Origin of the sequence: Streptococcus sp. Marseille-Q3604 (assembly GCF_916619785.1) — a bacterium.
In the GTDB taxonomy this organism is placed as follows: domain Bacteria; phylum Bacillota; class Bacilli; order Lactobacillales; family Streptococcaceae; genus Streptococcus.
The window spans coordinates 183,046-198,994 of sequence record NZ_CAKAKM010000001.1 but is presented as its reverse complement, the minus strand read 5'-3'; the positions used below and the strand labels follow the sequence as shown (position 1 = coordinate 198,994).

General features: G+C 39.7%; 15 protein-coding genes and 1 tRNA gene. 3 read left to right on the top strand and 13 right to left on the bottom strand.

The genetic code is table 11. The features are described 5' to 3' along the window. Nucleotides 1-8 precede the first annotated feature (8 nt). The 4 genes from LG375_RS00860 to metK all read right to left on the bottom strand — a co-directional run bounded on the left by LG375_RS00860 (nt 9) and on the right by metK (nt 6,378). Nucleotides 9-1,835: a DUF2194 domain-containing protein gene (locus LG375_RS00860; protein WP_225745086.1), complete on the bottom strand. Its 1,827-nt coding sequence runs from the start codon at nt 1,833-1,835 to the stop codon at nt 9-11. After that, on the bottom strand, nt 1,832-2,749 hold the full coding sequence (locus tag LG375_RS00855; protein WP_201036248.1) for a hypothetical protein: 918 nt from the start codon (nt 2,747-2,749) through the stop codon (nt 1,832-1,834). Before LG375_RS00855 ends, LG375_RS00860 begins: the two co-directional genes overlap by 4 nt. Continuing rightward, nucleotides 2,746-4,518: a DUF4118 domain-containing protein gene (locus LG375_RS00850; RefSeq protein WP_225745085.1), complete on the bottom strand. Its 1,773-nt coding sequence runs from the start codon at nt 4,516-4,518 to the stop codon at nt 2,746-2,748. The genes LG375_RS00855 and LG375_RS00850 overlap by 4 nt, the downstream gene beginning before the upstream one ends. 666 nt (nt 4,519-5,184) lie before the next feature. Next, entirely contained in the window at nt 5,185-6,378 is a 1,194-nt protein-coding gene (gene metK / locus LG375_RS00845) for a methionine adenosyltransferase (protein WP_225745084.1), read from the bottom strand. Nucleotides 6,379-6,657: 279 nt separating this feature from the next. On the opposite strand from metK, the gene birA reads away from it, so the two are divergent. Then, a complete protein-coding gene (gene birA, locus LG375_RS00840; protein WP_225745083.1) occupies nt 6,658-7,596 on the top strand; it encodes a bifunctional biotin--[acetyl-CoA-carboxylase] ligase/biotin operon repressor BirA in 939 nt (312 codons plus the stop codon). Here the strand turns inward: birA and LG375_RS00835 are convergent. The 4 genes from LG375_RS00835 to miaA all read right to left on the bottom strand — a co-directional run bounded on the left by LG375_RS00835 (nt 7,583) and on the right by miaA (nt 11,181). After that, the gene (locus LG375_RS00835; RefSeq protein ID WP_002883500.1) at nt 7,583-7,768 is read right to left on the bottom strand and encodes a DUF3272 family protein; all 186 of its coding nucleotides are present in this window, start codon (nt 7,766-7,768) and stop codon (nt 7,583-7,585) included. The two genes, birA and LG375_RS00835, sit on opposite strands and share 14 nt — an antisense overlap. A gap of 315 nt (nt 7,769-8,083) precedes the next feature. Further along, complete coding sequence (gene dnaX / locus LG375_RS00830; RefSeq protein WP_049545619.1) at nt 8,084-9,736, bottom strand: DNA polymerase III subunit gamma/tau; 1,653 nt, start codon at nt 9,734-9,736, stop codon at nt 8,084-8,086. Beyond that, entirely contained in the window at nt 9,736-10,236 is a 501-nt protein-coding gene (locus tag LG375_RS00825; protein WP_282185667.1) for a GAF domain-containing protein, read from the bottom strand. Before LG375_RS00825 ends, dnaX begins: the two co-directional genes overlap by 1 nt. Nucleotides 10,237-10,269: 33 nt before the next feature. After that, nucleotides 10,270-11,181 (bottom strand): tRNA (adenosine(37)-N6)-dimethylallyltransferase MiaA, encoded by a 912-nt coding sequence (gene miaA / locus LG375_RS00820; RefSeq protein ID WP_225745082.1) that lies wholly within the window; start codon nt 11,179-11,181, stop codon nt 10,270-10,272. Between the two features lie 75 nt (nt 11,182-11,256). On the opposite strand from miaA, the gene LG375_RS00815 reads away from it, so the two are divergent. Beyond that, on the top strand, nt 11,257-11,433 hold the full coding sequence (locus LG375_RS00815; protein ID WP_002883513.1) for a DUF3042 family protein: 177 nt from the start codon (nt 11,257-11,259) through the stop codon (nt 11,431-11,433). A gap of 75 nt (nt 11,434-11,508) precedes the next feature. Next, nucleotides 11,509-12,057, top strand: coding sequence for a hypothetical protein (locus LG375_RS00810; RefSeq protein ID WP_225745081.1), 549 nt, complete (start codon nt 11,509-11,511; stop codon nt 12,055-12,057). A gap of 172 nt (nt 12,058-12,229) precedes the next feature. On the opposite strand, the gene LG375_RS00805 is transcribed toward LG375_RS00810, so the two are convergent. From LG375_RS00805 to LG375_RS00785, 5 genes are all read right to left on the bottom strand, one after another. Further along, nucleotides 12,230-12,301, bottom strand: a tRNA-Arg gene (locus LG375_RS00805). A 50-nt stretch (nt 12,302-12,351) separates the two neighbouring features. Continuing rightward, a complete protein-coding gene (gene rplS, locus LG375_RS00800; protein ID WP_002883489.1) occupies nt 12,352-12,699 on the bottom strand; it encodes a 50S ribosomal protein L19 in 348 nt (115 codons plus the stop codon). Between the two features lie 127 nt (nt 12,700-12,826). Then, a complete protein-coding gene (locus LG375_RS00795) occupies nt 12,827-14,053 on the bottom strand; it encodes a voltage-gated chloride channel family protein (protein ID WP_225745080.1) in 1,227 nt (408 codons plus the stop codon). Nucleotides 14,054-14,062: 9 nt separating this feature from the next. Then, the gene (locus LG375_RS00790; RefSeq protein ID WP_048674623.1) at nt 14,063-14,335 is read right to left on the bottom strand and encodes a chorismate mutase; all 273 of its coding nucleotides are present in this window, start codon (nt 14,333-14,335) and stop codon (nt 14,063-14,065) included. Nucleotides 14,336-14,409: 74 nt separating this feature from the next. Next, on the bottom strand, nt 14,410-15,945 hold the full coding sequence (locus tag LG375_RS00785) for a ClC family H(+)/Cl(-) exchange transporter (RefSeq protein ID WP_195969047.1): 1,536 nt from the start codon (nt 15,943-15,945) through the stop codon (nt 14,410-14,412). Nucleotides 15,946-15,949 lie beyond the last annotated feature (4 nt).

Below are 15,949 nucleotides of genomic sequence, written 5' to 3'. Positions count from 1 at the left end.
ATTTTGCCTTATTTTAATGTGATGGTGACTGACTTATTCGTAGCCTCCAATAGGTAAAGATCACCCGTTAAATGCGTAGCCTTACCATTTTTTACCTTCTTAACCTCGTTTTGATTTAAACGAACCATAAGGTAAGCATGATCATGAAAATTCTCAAGATCAATTTTTAGGGCGTCTTTGGTATATTTTTGAGAAACTTTCAAAATACCGTAACGCTGAACAGCACCTGCTAATTCTGAACCTGTTAGATTCCTTAGTGAAGGTGACATATTGTGGACCCAACTAACTTCCTTGTCCAAGGCCTTGTACATCTTTGCCCAACCCAATTCTGCACCACGATCGACATCAAGAACGTCATCAGGGTGAAGGAAATGGTTATTGACATAGTGCATATTCATTTCAGAAAAGACCGTCATCTGTGAGAAATCGTCCCAAACCGCACCAGAAACTGTACGTGGCTCTTCAATCATTCCATCAGGCGACACTTCAAACTCTTGCGAATAAGTGAAATCTCCTGGGAAATAGTTACTTGAGATAGCCTTGATTTCTGGGAAATCATTAACGATTACCTCTCGCCCTTCTTTTGAAAGGATATTTGATGGTGGAACGTAGACTGATTTTTGCGCTTTAGGAAAGAGTTGGTTGACAAAACGAATCAACTCAGACAGACCAGCCTTCATAGCAGCCTTATCCTTCCAAGTCTTGTAGCTGGCATACTTTTCACCATAATTAACAGATGAAGGACTCAAAGGTTGGTGATTATAACCATGATAACCAAGCTCACCACCGTTAGCCAAAAGCGAATTTCCAAAATACTTGAAACGATCTAAATCGTTTTGTTGAACAATTTTACCATCTGTCTGGGCCTCATAGTTTTCAATGACCACACCTGTATGAACGATACCATACTTTTCGTGCAGTTTAAGAAGGTCTGGCCACCAAACATTAGTATAAAATTCAGATACAGACATGTCATAGTCACGTTTAACGAAACGACCATCTCCGGCTGGAACAGGTGATGGGAAATCATCTATATAATAGGTAGAACCATTGATTACTGGATAAACTGTCGCTTCAGTCAAAAGACTATAGGAAGCGGCATAAATACCACGGACATTACGCTCATAGATTCCAAGATTGTCAACGACAAACTTACCTTTGCCGTATGATTTTTCCCAAATCAACGGTGTATGAGAATCATCTGTTGTTTTAGCATGTACCTTAACATCACTTTCAAGTGAGACTTTTCTAGCTGACTCAAAAGGTTCTTCAATTTTATAATTGCGTCCCCCACCAATCATGAAGTCAGGATCCACGTAGATTTCCTTGACCTCATCCATCTCAAAATTGGAATAACTTACGCCGAGATTATGATCAATGGCATCCAGATTACTTTCTTTCCCCATGGTTACTGCAAAAAGTGTTTGACCACCTTTTTCAGTCCAATCCATGAGTGGCTGAACTTGGTCCTCCATTCGAGAAAGGTCAGTGACAAGAAGGACTACTTTTTTATAATCTGAAAGTGAATAGGACTCGTGTTTAGCCACATCGACTAACTTAGCTCCCATACGCATATCTTTTAGAATTTGCTCAAACTGTTTCCAAGCCCTTTGACTCGTATCGTTTTCACTATCATAAAGAACCAGCGTATCTTTATCTAAATCTTTGACCACTGAGGCCGTAGATGGTACTTTTCCGGTAAGATAGGCTTCCTTACCTTGAGTTGGATACCATTCCCCCTTCTTTTGAACAAAGAGTCCGATGGCCAAACACAAAATAAGTCCGACACCTAGCAAGGTTTCTTTGCGGATAACATTCTTTTTACCTAATTTCATGCCATCACCTCTTTTCCTTGCCAGAAGTTCAAGAGATCTTGCTTGTCCTTAGAAAGAACAACCTGTTTGCCTTGCATCTCACGAATCATGTTCTTAAATTCATCAAACTGACCAGTTTGATAGTAATATTCCAAATACAAATAATACACATCATCCGCATTTGATTTAATTGAAAGCTGTGTCAAATGCTTTTGAGCCAAATCATACAAACCAAGAGCTAGTTCATTATGGATAACTCTCACTAAGTCTTTAGCAGTCGTTCCGTGACTAAGTTTTTGCAAGAGACGTTCCTCGTACTCCTTACGAAGCAAACCTTCCATTTGTTTACTTAGAAGTTCTTTAGAGAGGTAATCTTCCATAAAATCACAATACTCGGTTAAGAGGTCAAAGTCTGCTTCACCCTTTTCAAAACGTTTCTCAAAAGCACTCAACTTCTCATCGTATTGACTTGAAATCTCAGAAATAAAGGTTGTCGCATAGTGAACAATTTCACTGTCCTCATTTAAGCGAGCCAAATAGAGCAAATCCATAAAATGAGATGGATCATTATTAGCCAATCCCATCAATTGCTGACGAGCTTCCTTAGCCTTATTCAAATAGAGAGATTCTTCAAGAGGAACGATGTCTTCTTCAACCAATTTCTTAGGACGTTGAAAATCATCGATATTTCCAAAATCAATAGTCAAATCTTTAATTTTGCCACCAACTGCTGCTTCTTGACCACGACGGTGTCTACCAGGATTTGGCTTAGAAATCATATGAATCAGACCAGCACCAAAGAAAGGTAAAGCAATTGGGAAAATCAAGTAAAAAATGGTTAAATCTGATCTGCCACTAACAATGGCTTTATAGACAAGTGCTATAGATAGGAAGTAACAAACCGTTAAAATACTAGTAATTAGGACTGGAATCATTGTGCAACCCTCCCTTGATGACTAGCTTGTTCAAGAAGTTCTGCCTTTTCAATGAAAGAACGACTCATTTTTGAAAGAACCTCAAGCTCGTTTAACACTTTAGTAGACATAGCTTCAAAAGGAACAGCCTCTACCCAAATGATAAAGGTACCCTCTCCCTTGGTCTTAACTTCCATGGCATAAGCTGGACGATTCTCAAGCAATGATTTATTAGCCCAGACACGTCCATGACCGAAGGCATCTCCAACTTCTTTAAAATCTGTCAAAGATACTTGCTTCTTATCGTTATCTCCCAAAAGAAGTTCATATTGGAAAGGACCACCACCATAAAGTGAAACAGGAGCATTCAAAATCTCTGAAACCAAATCAATCGTCTGTCTGAGAACCTTCTCAACACTAGCATGATCTAAAGTCACAAAGTAAGAATAGGCTTTTCCAAGACCATCTTGACTTGCTAACAAGGCATTTTTCAGGTCTTTATTTTCATTAAGTAATGTATGGTAGGATTGATTAAGGATAAGATAGTCTTCCTTAACTGTTTCCAACTGTTTGTCTAGTTGTAGCTTGTCATCTTTTTTCTTCATTTCCACAAAACCACAAACAACAGCGATAAAGATATAGGCAATAAAAGCAACCCAACGATCCGTATTATATAGAAGTAATTGCCAGCTAGTTCCAGACAAAATTTGACTAATTGTCAAACCAATAATTGCAAGGACTGCTGAGAACAAGCCATAACCCATACCCAAAACTGTACTAATCAAGACAACAAAGAGCAAACGTAGGTCAATCAATTGAAACTGTAACTGACCTTGAGTCATATATCGAAAGGCTTCAAAGACTAAGAAGGTCGCGACAACAGCAGCAAGTTTCTTATTTCTCTTTTGCTTAACGATATTATCTACGAAGTTGCGGAACTTAGAAACACGCAAAGACCCTTTTCGCTGTTTTTGATAATCTTCGTAAATATCTGGCAAGTCACGCACCAAGGCATAACGCATAAACCAAGCGAATCGATCACGCAAATCATGGTACTTTTCAGGATCGTTATCATATTTCCTAATTCTTCTTTCCTCTAAGAAATGAACCTGCTTATTAGGGAAATATTTATCCAAAGCTTGCAAGAGCTCACCAAAAGTCAGTTGGAAGGGATCCGGAATAATAATACTTTCATAGGTGTCATTCCACCGCTCACATAATTTGTGAAGCAAATCTCCCAAGTCAGATAGACTGATAAAAGTCGTCTGACTTTGTGATGACTCCTTCAACTCCACCTGCTCATGATCGTCTAAACGTACAAACAGTTTATATAGATAATCTTCTTTATTAATGACTGAATAAAGAAAGGGACTATGTAGAACTTTAAGGTTGATCCCAAATTCTCGAGTCCAGGATAATAAGGTATCCTTAGTTGTTGTCTGTAAGCTTCTTTTCCCATCCTCAAGGACAGGACCTGTGATATAAAGTAAACGTTTGTTTTTTCTATCTTTAAGACACTCTAACAATCTGATGAGATTTTCAATCTCCCCTGAACTTTCATGTCCATAATTGAGATATTCCGAAAAATAGATGATTTGATCATAATCATGAAAATCAAAAACATCTTCTAATTGATTGTTCTCATAATGTTTGGTATATACGGTGATTTTATTCTTACGAGAGTTCTTTACACCTGTATGACCAAAAATAAAAACTGCTTGATTAGGAAACGTTTTCAAAATGAAATCGTTTGTTAATCCAGCAGTATTACCAAGTATCAAAATATTCATAAACTTCTCCCCACTTTTAAGAGTGTCCCCTTAACTACACTCTCTACCCATTCTAATCATTAGTCTCAAGTATTTCCCAATAATCTCAAGACCACAATGTAATGCCTTTCTTAAGAAAGCTCTTTGAAAGTTATGGCCTCCTCCCCAATGAGTGAGCACGTAACTCTCATCTGAATCTCTTTCGAAGATTCTTAAAGATTTTAAAAATATAAGAAAGAACAAGATTATTCTAAATAAACATTAACGTAAATTAATATTATTAAAGAATAGATTAAATTGACTAACTAAATATCTTGTTATGTTGATTAGCTTCCCCAAGAAATCACAAACTAACCAGATCACTTTAGATTGTCTAACACCTGTTAAACCTTATTTAAAGGTATTTCTTCTTACTCTATCAATCTAAAATGACTCTAGTTTCATATTTACATCGTCACTCTTATTATAGCAATTTTTTCTTATTTTTCAACTCCTTTCAAAGTTTTTCACCTAAAGAATTTATTTTTAGCTAGTCGTTTTTACCCTTTAATTACTCAATCCTTTGGGTTTACATGTGTCTGAAGTCAGAAAATTCATATTATTCATTTTCAAAATAAAAAACAGAATTCAAAAAAATTAAATTCTGTTGTTTTGATATTATTAAATTGAAAGTTATATTAAATATTTTTAATCTCCTACAGCTGCTTTGAGGGCATCTACCTTGTCCAATTTTTCCCATGGAAGATCGATGTCAGTACGTCCCATGTGACCATAGGCCGCTGTTTGACGGTAGATAGGACGTTTAAGATCAAGCATTTGAATGATACCTGCAGGACGCAAGTCAAAGAGATCACGGACAGCAGCTTCAAGTTTGCTTTCAGCAACTGTCGCCGTTCCGAAGGTATCAACACGGACAGACACAGGATTAGCAACACCAATAGCATAAGCCAATTGTACTTCTGCTTTCTTAGCAAGACCAGCAGCTACGATGTTTTTGGCAATATAGCGAGCGGCATATGAAGCTGAACGGTCAACCTTAGTGGCATCCTTACCTGAGAAGGCACCACCACCGTGTCTTGAGTAACCACCATAAGTATCAACAATAATCTTACGGCCAGTCAAACCAGAGTCCCCTTGAGGTCCTCCAATAACAAAACGACCTGTTGGATTGATAAAGAATTTTGTCTCGTCATCCAAGTATTCGACTGGAATAACTGCTTTAATGACTTTTTCAATGACGTCTTGACGAATTTGATCGTTAGTTGCTTCAGGATCGTGTTGCGTTGAGATAACGACTGTATCAACACGTACTGGTTGGTCATTCTCATCATACTCAACAGTAACCTGAGATTTAGCATCCGGACGAAGGTATGAAATCTCACCAGATTTACGCAAATCTGCCAATTTTTTAACCAATTTATGTGAAAGGCTAACTGGAAGTGGCATAAACTCTGGAGTTTCATCAATAGCAAAACCGAACATCAAACCTTGGTCACCAGCTCCGATAAGATCAAGTGGATCTTGGTCACCAGTTCCACGAACTTCAAGTGATTCATTGACACCTTGAGCAATATCTGGAGATTGTTCGATCAATGATGGGTGAACCCCAACAGATTCTGCTGCAAAGCCGTATTCTGCATTGTTATAACCAATTTCAGCGATAGTATCACGAACCACACGGTTAATGTCCACATAAGCTGTTGTAGAAACTTCACCGAAAACGTGGACAGAACCAGTGTAGACAGCTGTTTCTGCTGCAACGTGTGCATCTGGATCCTCTGCTAAAATCGCATCAAGAATGGCATCTGAAATTTGGTCTGCAATTTTATCTGGATGCCCCTCAGATACAGATTCAGACGTGAAAAGTTTACGTTCTGACATATAAAATGTCCCCCTTTTAATATGAAAAATAGTATTAGATAAAACAGATTTGACCGTCTCCTAATAGGTAAAACGCTATACTCCTAATAGAGCTAGACGCCGTTAAAAAGTTACAAAGAACCAACAGCCAACCCTAGGATGACTGTTGCCTTATCGGGACTTAATAACTACCTTCCATTATATCATGTTTTTTCAGTCTAGTCATATAGTTATTTATTATCAAGCCTTATCAATAATTTATAGTGAGCATTTTACCATCTTTTGTATTATACTTAGGATATGAAAACTTATGAACACGTTTATGACATCTTATCGAAGAGTCCTGACTTTGTGACGGGAGAGAGTTTGGCAAAAAGCCTTGGTGTCTCACGGACAGCCATTTGGAAGGCAATCCAAACACTACAAGAACAAGGAATTGACATTACAAGTGTACGGAAGAAAGGCTACTATTTAGAAAAGGGAGATATTCTTCTTCCTCAAGATATTTCTAAGCAACTCAACATTCCAGTCTACTTTAATCCAGATTCTAACTCTACCCAACTAGATGCTAAACATGGCATGGAAAAGAATAATCCGACGCCTGCACTTTATCTGGCATCAAGTCAAAAGGCAGCCAAAGGACGATTTGAACGTCACTTCTTTGCCAGTCCACAAGGTGGTATCTACATGAGTATCCACTTAAAGCCCAACTGTCATTTTGAGGAGTTACAACCTTATACGATGATGGTGGCAGCTGCTATTGTCAAAGCTATCCAGCGTCTAACTGGCATCAATACAGAAATCAAATGGGTTAATGACATCTACCTCAACAACAAAAAAATGGCTGGTATCCTTACCGAAGCCATTAGTTCTATCGAATCTGGTCGCATCACAGATGTCATTATCGGGGTTGGGCTTAACTTCTCAATCACTGATTTCCCTGAAGAGTTAGCTAATAAAGCTACTAGTCTTTTTACTTCTGAAAAACCAAGCATTACTCGAAACCAGCTCATTTCAGAAATTTGGAAACTCTTTTTAACCATTCCTACTAGCGATTTAGTCAAAGTTTATAAAGAAAAGTCCCTTGTTTTAGACAAACAAGTGACCTTTGAACAAGCTGGAAGGACTTATACTGGTATTGCCAAGGAAATTGGCGATAAGGGCCAACTTCTCGTTCTTACTGATGATGGTCAGGAAAAACGGTTGACCGCTGGCGAAGTGAGCCTTACTTCTTGGTAGACTTATCGGCTGCACGCGCAATGCGTGAAACAACATAGGTTGTCCAAAGACGACGAAACAGTAAATACCCAAAAAAGGCTGTAAAAAAGTAATAGCCGTGCTGTAAACTGTAATTAAAACAAACCGTTTCAAAAATAGTTTCAAGCGTAATAAACAAAATTTGTTGAATCATAAGATTATTATATCAATAGATAGAGCCTAGGACAAGCAGTCTAGGCTCTTTTCATTTTTACAAGGATGGACCTTCCAATTATTAGCTTGAGAAATCTATCAAATTACACTGGACATCCTCGCTTTTCTTTTTCTGGACTCGGACCTAAAAAGGTCCAATGGGCCTCCTCGCTTTTCTATTTCTGGGCTCGGACCTAAAAAGGTCCAATGGACATCCTCGCTTTTGGGTTTCTTGGCTCGGACCTAAAAAGGTCCAATGGAACTTCCTCGCTTTTTCATTTCTGGGCTCGGACCTAAAAAGGTCCACTGGACCTTTTTAGTCCTCTATTTCTACAACATCAGAGAGAAACTCGAGTTCTTGCGGGATATACTCTTCGCGATCTTCTTTTTCCAATTCTTCTTTGGATTTGAGACTGCGTGCAAATTCTGTACGGAGTTTTTCAAATTCTGCTTTTGGAACAGCCATAATATTAGGTGAGAAACCGGCAGCTGAACTCATGATATTACCAAACATATCATTGAGATCACTGCGTTTCATGACCTGTTCAGCATTAAAGGCAGCATTAAATGCCAGGATAGCATTTTCCTGATTAGCTAATACAGGCTCAGAGCCATTCAAAAGTGCCCTATTTTGTGGGCTGATAGAATCCAAAATTTCAGGCCAAGTTGCCTTTAGGGCATCCAGACACTGGCGTGATTTCTGAGGATTTTCCATAGTTTCACGCATAATCGTGAGAATCTTTTCACGATCCACCTTGTACTGATAAGCAGGTTTGGCTTTTCGAGTTGGTGCTACTTCTCCTTGTACTTTGCCCTCTTTAAGAGCTTTACGTAGACCTTCTACCTCGCGACGAAGACTATCTAACTCTTCTTGCAAATTCCCTGGAATTTCTTGTGAAACCTGAGTATGAGTTTCTGACAATTTTATAGTCAGCATTTCCGCATAGATTTTAGGATGTGTTCCAGTTTTAATTTCTGGCAAGGCACTTGTAACCAAGTCAATCAATTGGAAAAGTCGGTCTTGCTCCAGAGAAAGATTCTCTTCAAAAAGGGGACTATGGTGACTGTTCTCTCCGCCCGCTTTGACAATCAAAAGATCACGGAAATACTCCAAGAGATCCGTCGCAAAACGGCTCATAGACTTACCATTATCAAAAAGAGTTTCAAGATTTGATAAAGCTTGCGTAGTCTCTTGATTGCGAACGTTAGCGACAAAACTGTCTAAGGCTGTCAAACCAATAGAACCAGTGATTTCTTCAGCTACAGCTTGGCTGACATGATTGTCAGGAGACAGACTCAGTGCTTGGTCTAAGATTGACAAAGCATCACGCATACCACCTTCCGCACGACGAGCAATAATGGTCAAAGCCTCATCATCAAAGGTCAATCCTTCTTTTTCCAGAATTGAAGCCAAATGCTCTTTAATAGCTCCCTGCTTGATCGATTTAAACTCAAAACGTTGGACACGAGAAAGGATGGTTGCAGGAATCTTATGTAATTCAGTGGTCGCCAGAATAAAAACAACATTTTCAGTTGGTTCTTCCAAAGTCTTCAAAAGAGCATTGAAGGCACCTGTCGAAAGCATGTGCACTTCGTCGATAATATAGACCTTATAAGTTGCACGACTTGGGGCATAGGTCGATTTATCACGGATTTCACGAATCTCATCCACACCGTTGTTGGAAGCCGCATCAATCTCGATAACATCTTCGAGACTTCCGTTAGTAATATCACGACAAATATCGCAGTGATTACAAGGCTCACCATCAACTTGATTAGGACAGTTCATAGCCTTGGCAAAGATTTTTGCCGCACTGGTTTTACCGGTACCACGTGGTCCAGAAAAAAGATAGGCATGGCTGATTTTCCCCGACTCTACCGCCTGTCTGAGCGTGGTTGAAATCACTTTTTGACCAACCATTTCGCCAAAGGTTTGACTACGGTATTTACGATATAAGGCTTGATACATTAGTTTACCTCAAACATTCCAAATGTAAGCTCGGTTTTCTCAAGTAAAATTTTGACAAATGCTTCAAGATAATCTTGGTCTACTTGGTTATAGTCTCCTACTTGGTGAGAATCCAAATCGAGAACACCAACTAATTTGCCATCTTTGACCATTGGTACAACAATTTCACTTCGAGCAGCGGAATCACAAGCGATGTAATTAGCGTGTTTGGTGACATCTTCGACAATTAGGGTTCTATTTTCTGCTGCAGACTGACCACAAACACCCTTACCTAAGGCAATTCGAACACAAGAAACATTACCTTGGAAAGGGCCAAGGATTAACTCATTCTTGACATTATCCATCAGGTAGAAGCCTGTGAACACAGAATTTGGCAGGGTTGTATTCAAGAGAGCTGAGGCATTAGAAAAGTTGGCCAGAGCATTGTTTTCATTGGCAAAAAGCACTTTAGCCTGTGCTAGCATTAATTCATAGGCTGATTTTTTTTCTTCGTTAGTCATAACTACCATTATAGCAAAGATTGGTTCTTAAAACTAAGATTGACCTACCTTTTCTCCTTCCCTTTCATTTAAAAATAATTCAAGATCTTGAACGACATTTTCAGGATATTCTGGACTAGAAATCTGATAAAACTTAACAGTCATTCGATTTCTGAACCAAGTTAATTGACGTTTAGCAAATCGACGCGTATTTTGCTTGAGTTTTTCCAAGGCTTCGTCCAAGCTCTGGTTCCCAGAAAAATAAGGAAACAACTCCTTGTAGCCTATACCACGAGCTGACTGGGCATTAGGATAATTATCGTACAACCATTTGGCTTCTTCCAAGAGCCCAAGTTCAACCATCTTGTCTACTCGTGTATTAATTCGATTATAGATTAAGGAGCGTTCATCATCTAATCCGATAAGAAAGGGATCATAAGTCGTCTCAGTATTTTCAAGATTCTTCGAAAAACGATGAAGCTCAAGTGCTCTGATAGCACGACGACGGTTAATCTCTTTAATCTCAATACCTAAGCGATCAATTTTTTCAAAAAGTTCCTGATCAGATAATTGCTCTAATTCTGTGCGATAGGCTAAGACCTGCTCCTGATCTACCTGCCCCCCTAGGTGATACCCTTCTAGGAGACTTTGTAAATAGAGACCTGTTCCTCCTACTACAATAGGCAGCTTACCACGACTAACGATATCTGTAATGGCAGCCTCTGCCTCTGTCACAAAATCATAAGCTGAATAGGACTCATCAACATTGCGAACATCAATCAGATGATGTACTGCTGCTGCCTGCTCTTCAGGAGTGGCCTTGGCGGTTCCTATATTCAATTGTCGGTAAACCTGCTGGCTATCTCCTGAAATAATTTCGCCATTAAAACGCTTGGCCAATTCAATTCCAAGCGCTGTTTTTCCCACAGCAGTAGGACCAGCTACTACAATAAGTTTGGTTTTCATAATGTTTTCACTTGCTATTCTAGATATTTTTTTAGATAATATAAGCATATTATAACATATACGGAGGATAGTCTCATGGCTAAAAAACATTCATTCGCTAAAGGTGTCGCTACTGGCGTTATCGGAACTGCTGCTACTGTAGCAGGTGCTGTCTTCGCAGTTAAGAAAACCATTATCGAACCAGAAGAAAAGAAATTGGCTTTCATCGAAGAAAACCGTAAAAAAGCAGCTCGCCGTCGTGTAAGCCGCTAATAATGAGAACCAGGGAAACCTGGTTTTTTACTGTTATTTTTAACTCTTCATCTATGACTAGGAACGGAGCCAAATTTGAAAAGAAAAAAATATAATATTATCACCTTCTCTTTGCTAGCTTTCTTCTTTCTCTTTGGTTTTTTATCAAAACATTTAAAAGAACCTGTAAAGTCAGCAGCAAAATCACATTACATTTCTCATACCCTCTCATCTAAAAGTAGCTCATCTAACAATAAATCTACTAATAAATCTTCAACAGCCACTTCGACAGAAGATAATAAGAAGGATGCTAAAGATGAAAATAAAGATCAAGCATCTCCTTCTGTTCAAGAATCTAATCAGAAACAATCTAACCAAAAAACTCATCAAGATGGAGCTCAAGAAAAGCCAAAATCTGCTGAAGGTGGTCGAGGTTGGGGCGGACCAGAAGACGGCTCTTATGCCATTAGTGGAGGCGGTGGTGGAGGTCACGATGCAGCCTTCGCCGCAGGTGCTGGCGGAGGAAGCAATCGCTCAAGCTCAACTGATCAGAGCAATGAATGGATTAACGACGTTGATAACAATCCTTACGAGTACCCACAAGCTTCATCAAGCACAGATACAACTGCCAATTCCAATGAATGAGATAACAGAATACTAAACATCACCAGTATTCTATTTTGAACCCTAGTTAGGACTAATCCTGACTAGGGTTTTTGCTTATCAAAAAAACACCTATAATTCAATAGGCGTCAATTACATTTGGCTTAAATTCGGGGCAAACTAGCTTAAAACCGCATGGTTAAAGGCTTAAAAATGTCCCCTGCCGGAATCGAACCAGCAACGACTCCTTAGGAGGGAGTTGTTATATCCATTTAACTAAGAGGACTTATGAAAAAATCTGCCACGAGGACAGATTTTTTATGTGAAATCTGTAAATTATTTACGGATTTCTTTGATACGTGCAGCTTTACCTTGCAAAGCACGCAAGTAGTAAAGTTTAGCACGGCGGACTTTACCGTAGCGTACAACTTCAATCTTTTCAACACGTGGAGTGTGGATTGGGAAAGTACGTTCTACACCGATACCGCTTGAAATTTTACGAACTGTGTACATTTCTGAGATCCCTTGACCTTTGCGTGAAATAACTACACCTTCAAAGATCTGGATACGTTCGCGAGTTCCTTCGACAACTTTCGCGTGAACGCGAACTGTGTCACCAGGACGGAATGATGGGATGTCAGTACGAAGTTGACCTTCTGTCAAACTTTGGATCAATGGATTCATTTTTATATTCTCCTATCTTACTAATCTTAAGAGCAACCTCTGTGTCTCAGCGGATTAGCCGTTATTTTTGTGTGTCCATTACACACCCTTAGTATCTTATCAAAAAATTATCAGGATGTCTAGTATCTTATTGCATTTCTAGCATTTTTTGTTGTCCATAAATGCTCGTCTTATGATTAATGAGATAAGCAAAAGCTATGACAATCGCGTAAGGGACTGTATTAGAGGGACCAAAGACTTCAACGCCAATGAAAATAGGTGCTAAAAGGGTATTGGTACTGCTACCAAAGACAGACAGATAGCCAAGACCTGCTACAAGTGGAATTGGAAGTCCTAGAACTGGTGCTAGAACAGCACCAAGACTTGCTCCGATTGCAAACAAAGGGGTTACTTCTCCTCCTTGGAAACCAAGAGATAAGGTAAAGACCGTCAAGAGCAATTTCAAGAGCCAATCCAATGGATAAATGGTCCCACCATCAACACTTAAAGAAATCAAATTCGTTCCAAGACCTGTATAGCGTCCCTTCCACAAAATCAAAAGAAGACAGGTTAAGACGACACTTCCTAAGAGAACACGATAATAAGGATTTGGGAGCAGACTTGCTACTTTCTTTTTAGCTATTGACAAGAGAAAAGCAAAGAGATTTCCTGCTAGACCAAAGGCCAGACCTAAAAGAGCTAACTTAATAAACGTCCCAAGGTCAATAGTTAAACTTTCAGATACAAAGTGGCTAAATTTTTCAAGACCTAAGAGATGGCTTGTCGTACTCGCCACAAAAGATGCAATAAGAGTCGGTACCAATATTGGCAGACTTAACTGTCCTAGGGTCAAGACCTCAAGCGCAAAGAAGGTCGCAGCAATTGGTGTTTGGAAGAGTCCTCCAAAACCAGCTGCCATACCCATGGTCAAGAAAATACGTGAAGCATTCGGGAACTTAAAATAGCGACTAAAAGCATGAGAAACTGTGGCCCCCAGTTGTACAGCAACTCCCTCACGACCTGCAGAACCCCCGAAAAGGTGGGTCAGCCATGTGGTTACAGTCACAAGTGGAATTAACCTTAGGGGGATTTGATCCTCCTCATTATGTCCAACCTTGAAAATCAAGCCCATTCCCTGTGCTGCCTTACCCGCAAACTTTTGGTAAAGGTAAACTATCAAAAGTCCAGCCAAAGGAAGTGCTGGTACCAGATAAAAGAGATGGTGGTCACGAAATTCCGAGAGTCCTATCAGCACGCGCCCAAAAATAGCATCAATCAGCCCAACAAGCACACCTAACAAGATTGCATAAAGACTTAACATTACTAAATGTAAGTAAGAAAGACCTTGACTATCACTTAATTGTTTTACTTTCATCCTAGTTACCTACTTTTCTTCTAGCTTACTTGCTTGATAAGTACGTGAATGCTTCATAATATCCGCAAAACTAGCGACGATAGCTTCTTTATATTCAGGATTAACGACACTAGCGCCTACTTTGTCTAGCAAGGTTTGCTCTCGTTCGGGATCATAAATCGCCTTTCCAGTGCGTTGTTTATAAGCACTTACTCGAGTTACCAATTTCATACGTTCTTCCAACAAAGCCACAATCTCATTATCAACGGTATCAATCTGTTGGCGAATCTCATTTAAGTTCATACTGACCTCCTTTTTTTCTCTCCATTATAACAAAAATGACCTGAGGACAAAAGAGCCTCAAGCCATTGAATTGCTTATAAAAAGAGTTTTCTTACCTGACTGATATTACTTTCATTAACAACTAGATACAGGGTTGCTCCTGCTTTTAGACGTGTGTCTCCATGAACAACTTCAGACTGGTCTTGAAAAATCTGAGTGGAAATCAAAACTCCATCAGGTAAGGTTAAATCCTTAACCAATCGACCAGCTAGACTCTCTGTAACCGGCAAGTCAATCATCGTCGGTATATTATCAACTTGCTTTGGTTCGTGAGCAATCAGATTGTGAAGCATGGCTTCATAGACAGGTTCTCCTCCCATGAAATCCATGACTAGATAGGCAATCAGGGTCACGACACCAATTGTCATCAATTGGTGAAGGTCACCCACCATCTCAGTCACTAAAATCATAGCAGTTAGCGGTGCCTTAGATACCGCACCGAAATAACCAGCCATACCAAGAATGATAAAAATAGGGAATTGACTGACTTGTAAGAATCCTAGATTTTCAAAAGCTGCCGCAAAAACGCTACCTGAAAGAGCACCTAGAGTCAAAATCGGCAAGAAAATCCCACCAGGAAAACCTGAACCAAAGGACAACATACTCCAAACAAAGCGAATAGCCAAATAGAGGATAGCCACAGCTAGAGCAGGATGTAAACCATTTAGAGCAAGAATCAATTCATTCCCACCACCTAAAAGATGTGGAAAATAGAGACCAATAGGAATGATAAACAGAACTGCCAAGAGGCCATGAAAATGAGATGGCAAGTGGAAGATTTTCCCTAACCCTTGGTAGACCTTACCAATACGTAAGACAACCCACTCATAACCGTATCCAAGCACACCTAGAAAAATCCCCAAGACAATAAGAATCCAATAATCCTTCAAAGGAAATACGGGTAATTTTTCTGTCATAGCAAGGACTGGTACCTGGCCAAAGATGCGTAAGGAAACAGCATTGGCCACTAAAGATGCCGTTAAAGCTGTCACCCAAACATGACGAGAGAAATGATGATAGACTTCTTCGACGACAAACAAAAGACCAGCAATTGGGGCATTGAAGGCAGCCGATAACCCTGCTGCTGCTCCTGCAGCAATCAAGACACGCTTCTCACGTGCAGAGAGCTTAAGTCCCTTGGCTAATCCCTTAGCAGTCATGGCACCTAGTTGAATACTAGGTCCCTCACGTCCCAACATCAGTCCCATTGAAATCCCAAGGACTCCACCTAGGAATTTACGCCATAAAACTGACCACCAAGACGGATGTAAGAGCCCCATCAGTTCCCCTTCAACATGGGGAATCCCTGAGCCCTTGATGTCTTTTTCCTGCTTAATAAGGTAACCAATAAAAAGGGCAATCAAGAGATTAACAAGTACAATTCCCAGAATCAGGAGGGGATTATGAAGGGCGTCTTCGTAAATAGCTACAGAAAATGCGGCCCCTTTGGCAATTAACCAACGAAAAAGACTGACCACTGCTCCTGCTGTCACCCCCACTAAGAGCCCTCGCCAAACAGACCAAAGGAGATGTTGAGATTGCGTCCTAAAATCTCTTTCTATTTCATTCATAAAA

Coding starts and splice junctions, on each gene's coding strand:
- rplS (WP_002883489.1), bottom strand. CDS start 12,699: ATGAATCCATTGATCCAAAGTTTGACAGAAGGTCAACTTCGTACTGAC.
- birA (WP_225745083.1), top strand. CDS start 6,658: ATGAAAACTTATGAACACGTTTATGACATCTTATCGAAGAGTCCTGAC.
- LG375_RS00785 (WP_195969047.1), bottom strand. CDS start 15,945: ATGAATGAAATAGAAAGAGATTTTAGGACGCAATCTCAACATCTCCTT.
- LG375_RS00790 (WP_048674623.1), bottom strand. CDS start 14,335: ATGAACTTAAATGAGATTCGCCAACAGATTGATACCGTTGATAATGAG.
- LG375_RS00815 (WP_002883513.1), top strand. CDS start 11,257: ATGGCTAAAAAACATTCATTCGCTAAAGGTGTCGCTACTGGCGTTATC.
- miaA (WP_225745082.1), bottom strand. CDS start 11,181: ATGAAAACCAAACTTATTGTAGTAGCTGGTCCTACTGCTGTGGGAAAA.
- LG375_RS00795 (WP_225745080.1), bottom strand. CDS start 14,053: ATGAAAGTAAAACAATTAAGTGATAGTCAAGGTCTTTCTTACTTACAT.
- LG375_RS00835 (WP_002883500.1), bottom strand. CDS start 7,768: ATGATTCAACAAATTTTGTTTATTACGCTTGAAACTATTTTTGAAACG.
- LG375_RS00855 (WP_201036248.1), bottom strand. CDS start 2,749: ATGATTCCAGTCCTAATTACTAGTATTTTAACGGTTTGTTACTTCCTA.
- metK (WP_225745084.1), bottom strand. CDS start 6,378: ATGTCAGAACGTAAACTTTTCACGTCTGAATCTGTATCTGAGGGGCAT.
- dnaX (WP_049545619.1), bottom strand. CDS start 9,736: ATGTATCAAGCCTTATATCGTAAATACCGTAGTCAAACCTTTGGCGAA.
- LG375_RS00825 (WP_282185667.1), bottom strand. CDS start 10,236: ATGACTAACGAAGAAAAAAAATCAGCCTATGAATTAATGCTAGCACAG.
- LG375_RS00860 (WP_225745086.1), bottom strand. CDS start 1,835: ATGAAATTAGGTAAAAAGAATGTTATCCGCAAAGAAACCTTGCTAGGT.
- LG375_RS00850 (WP_225745085.1), bottom strand. CDS start 4,518: ATGAATATTTTGATACTTGGTAATACTGCTGGATTAACAAACGATTTC.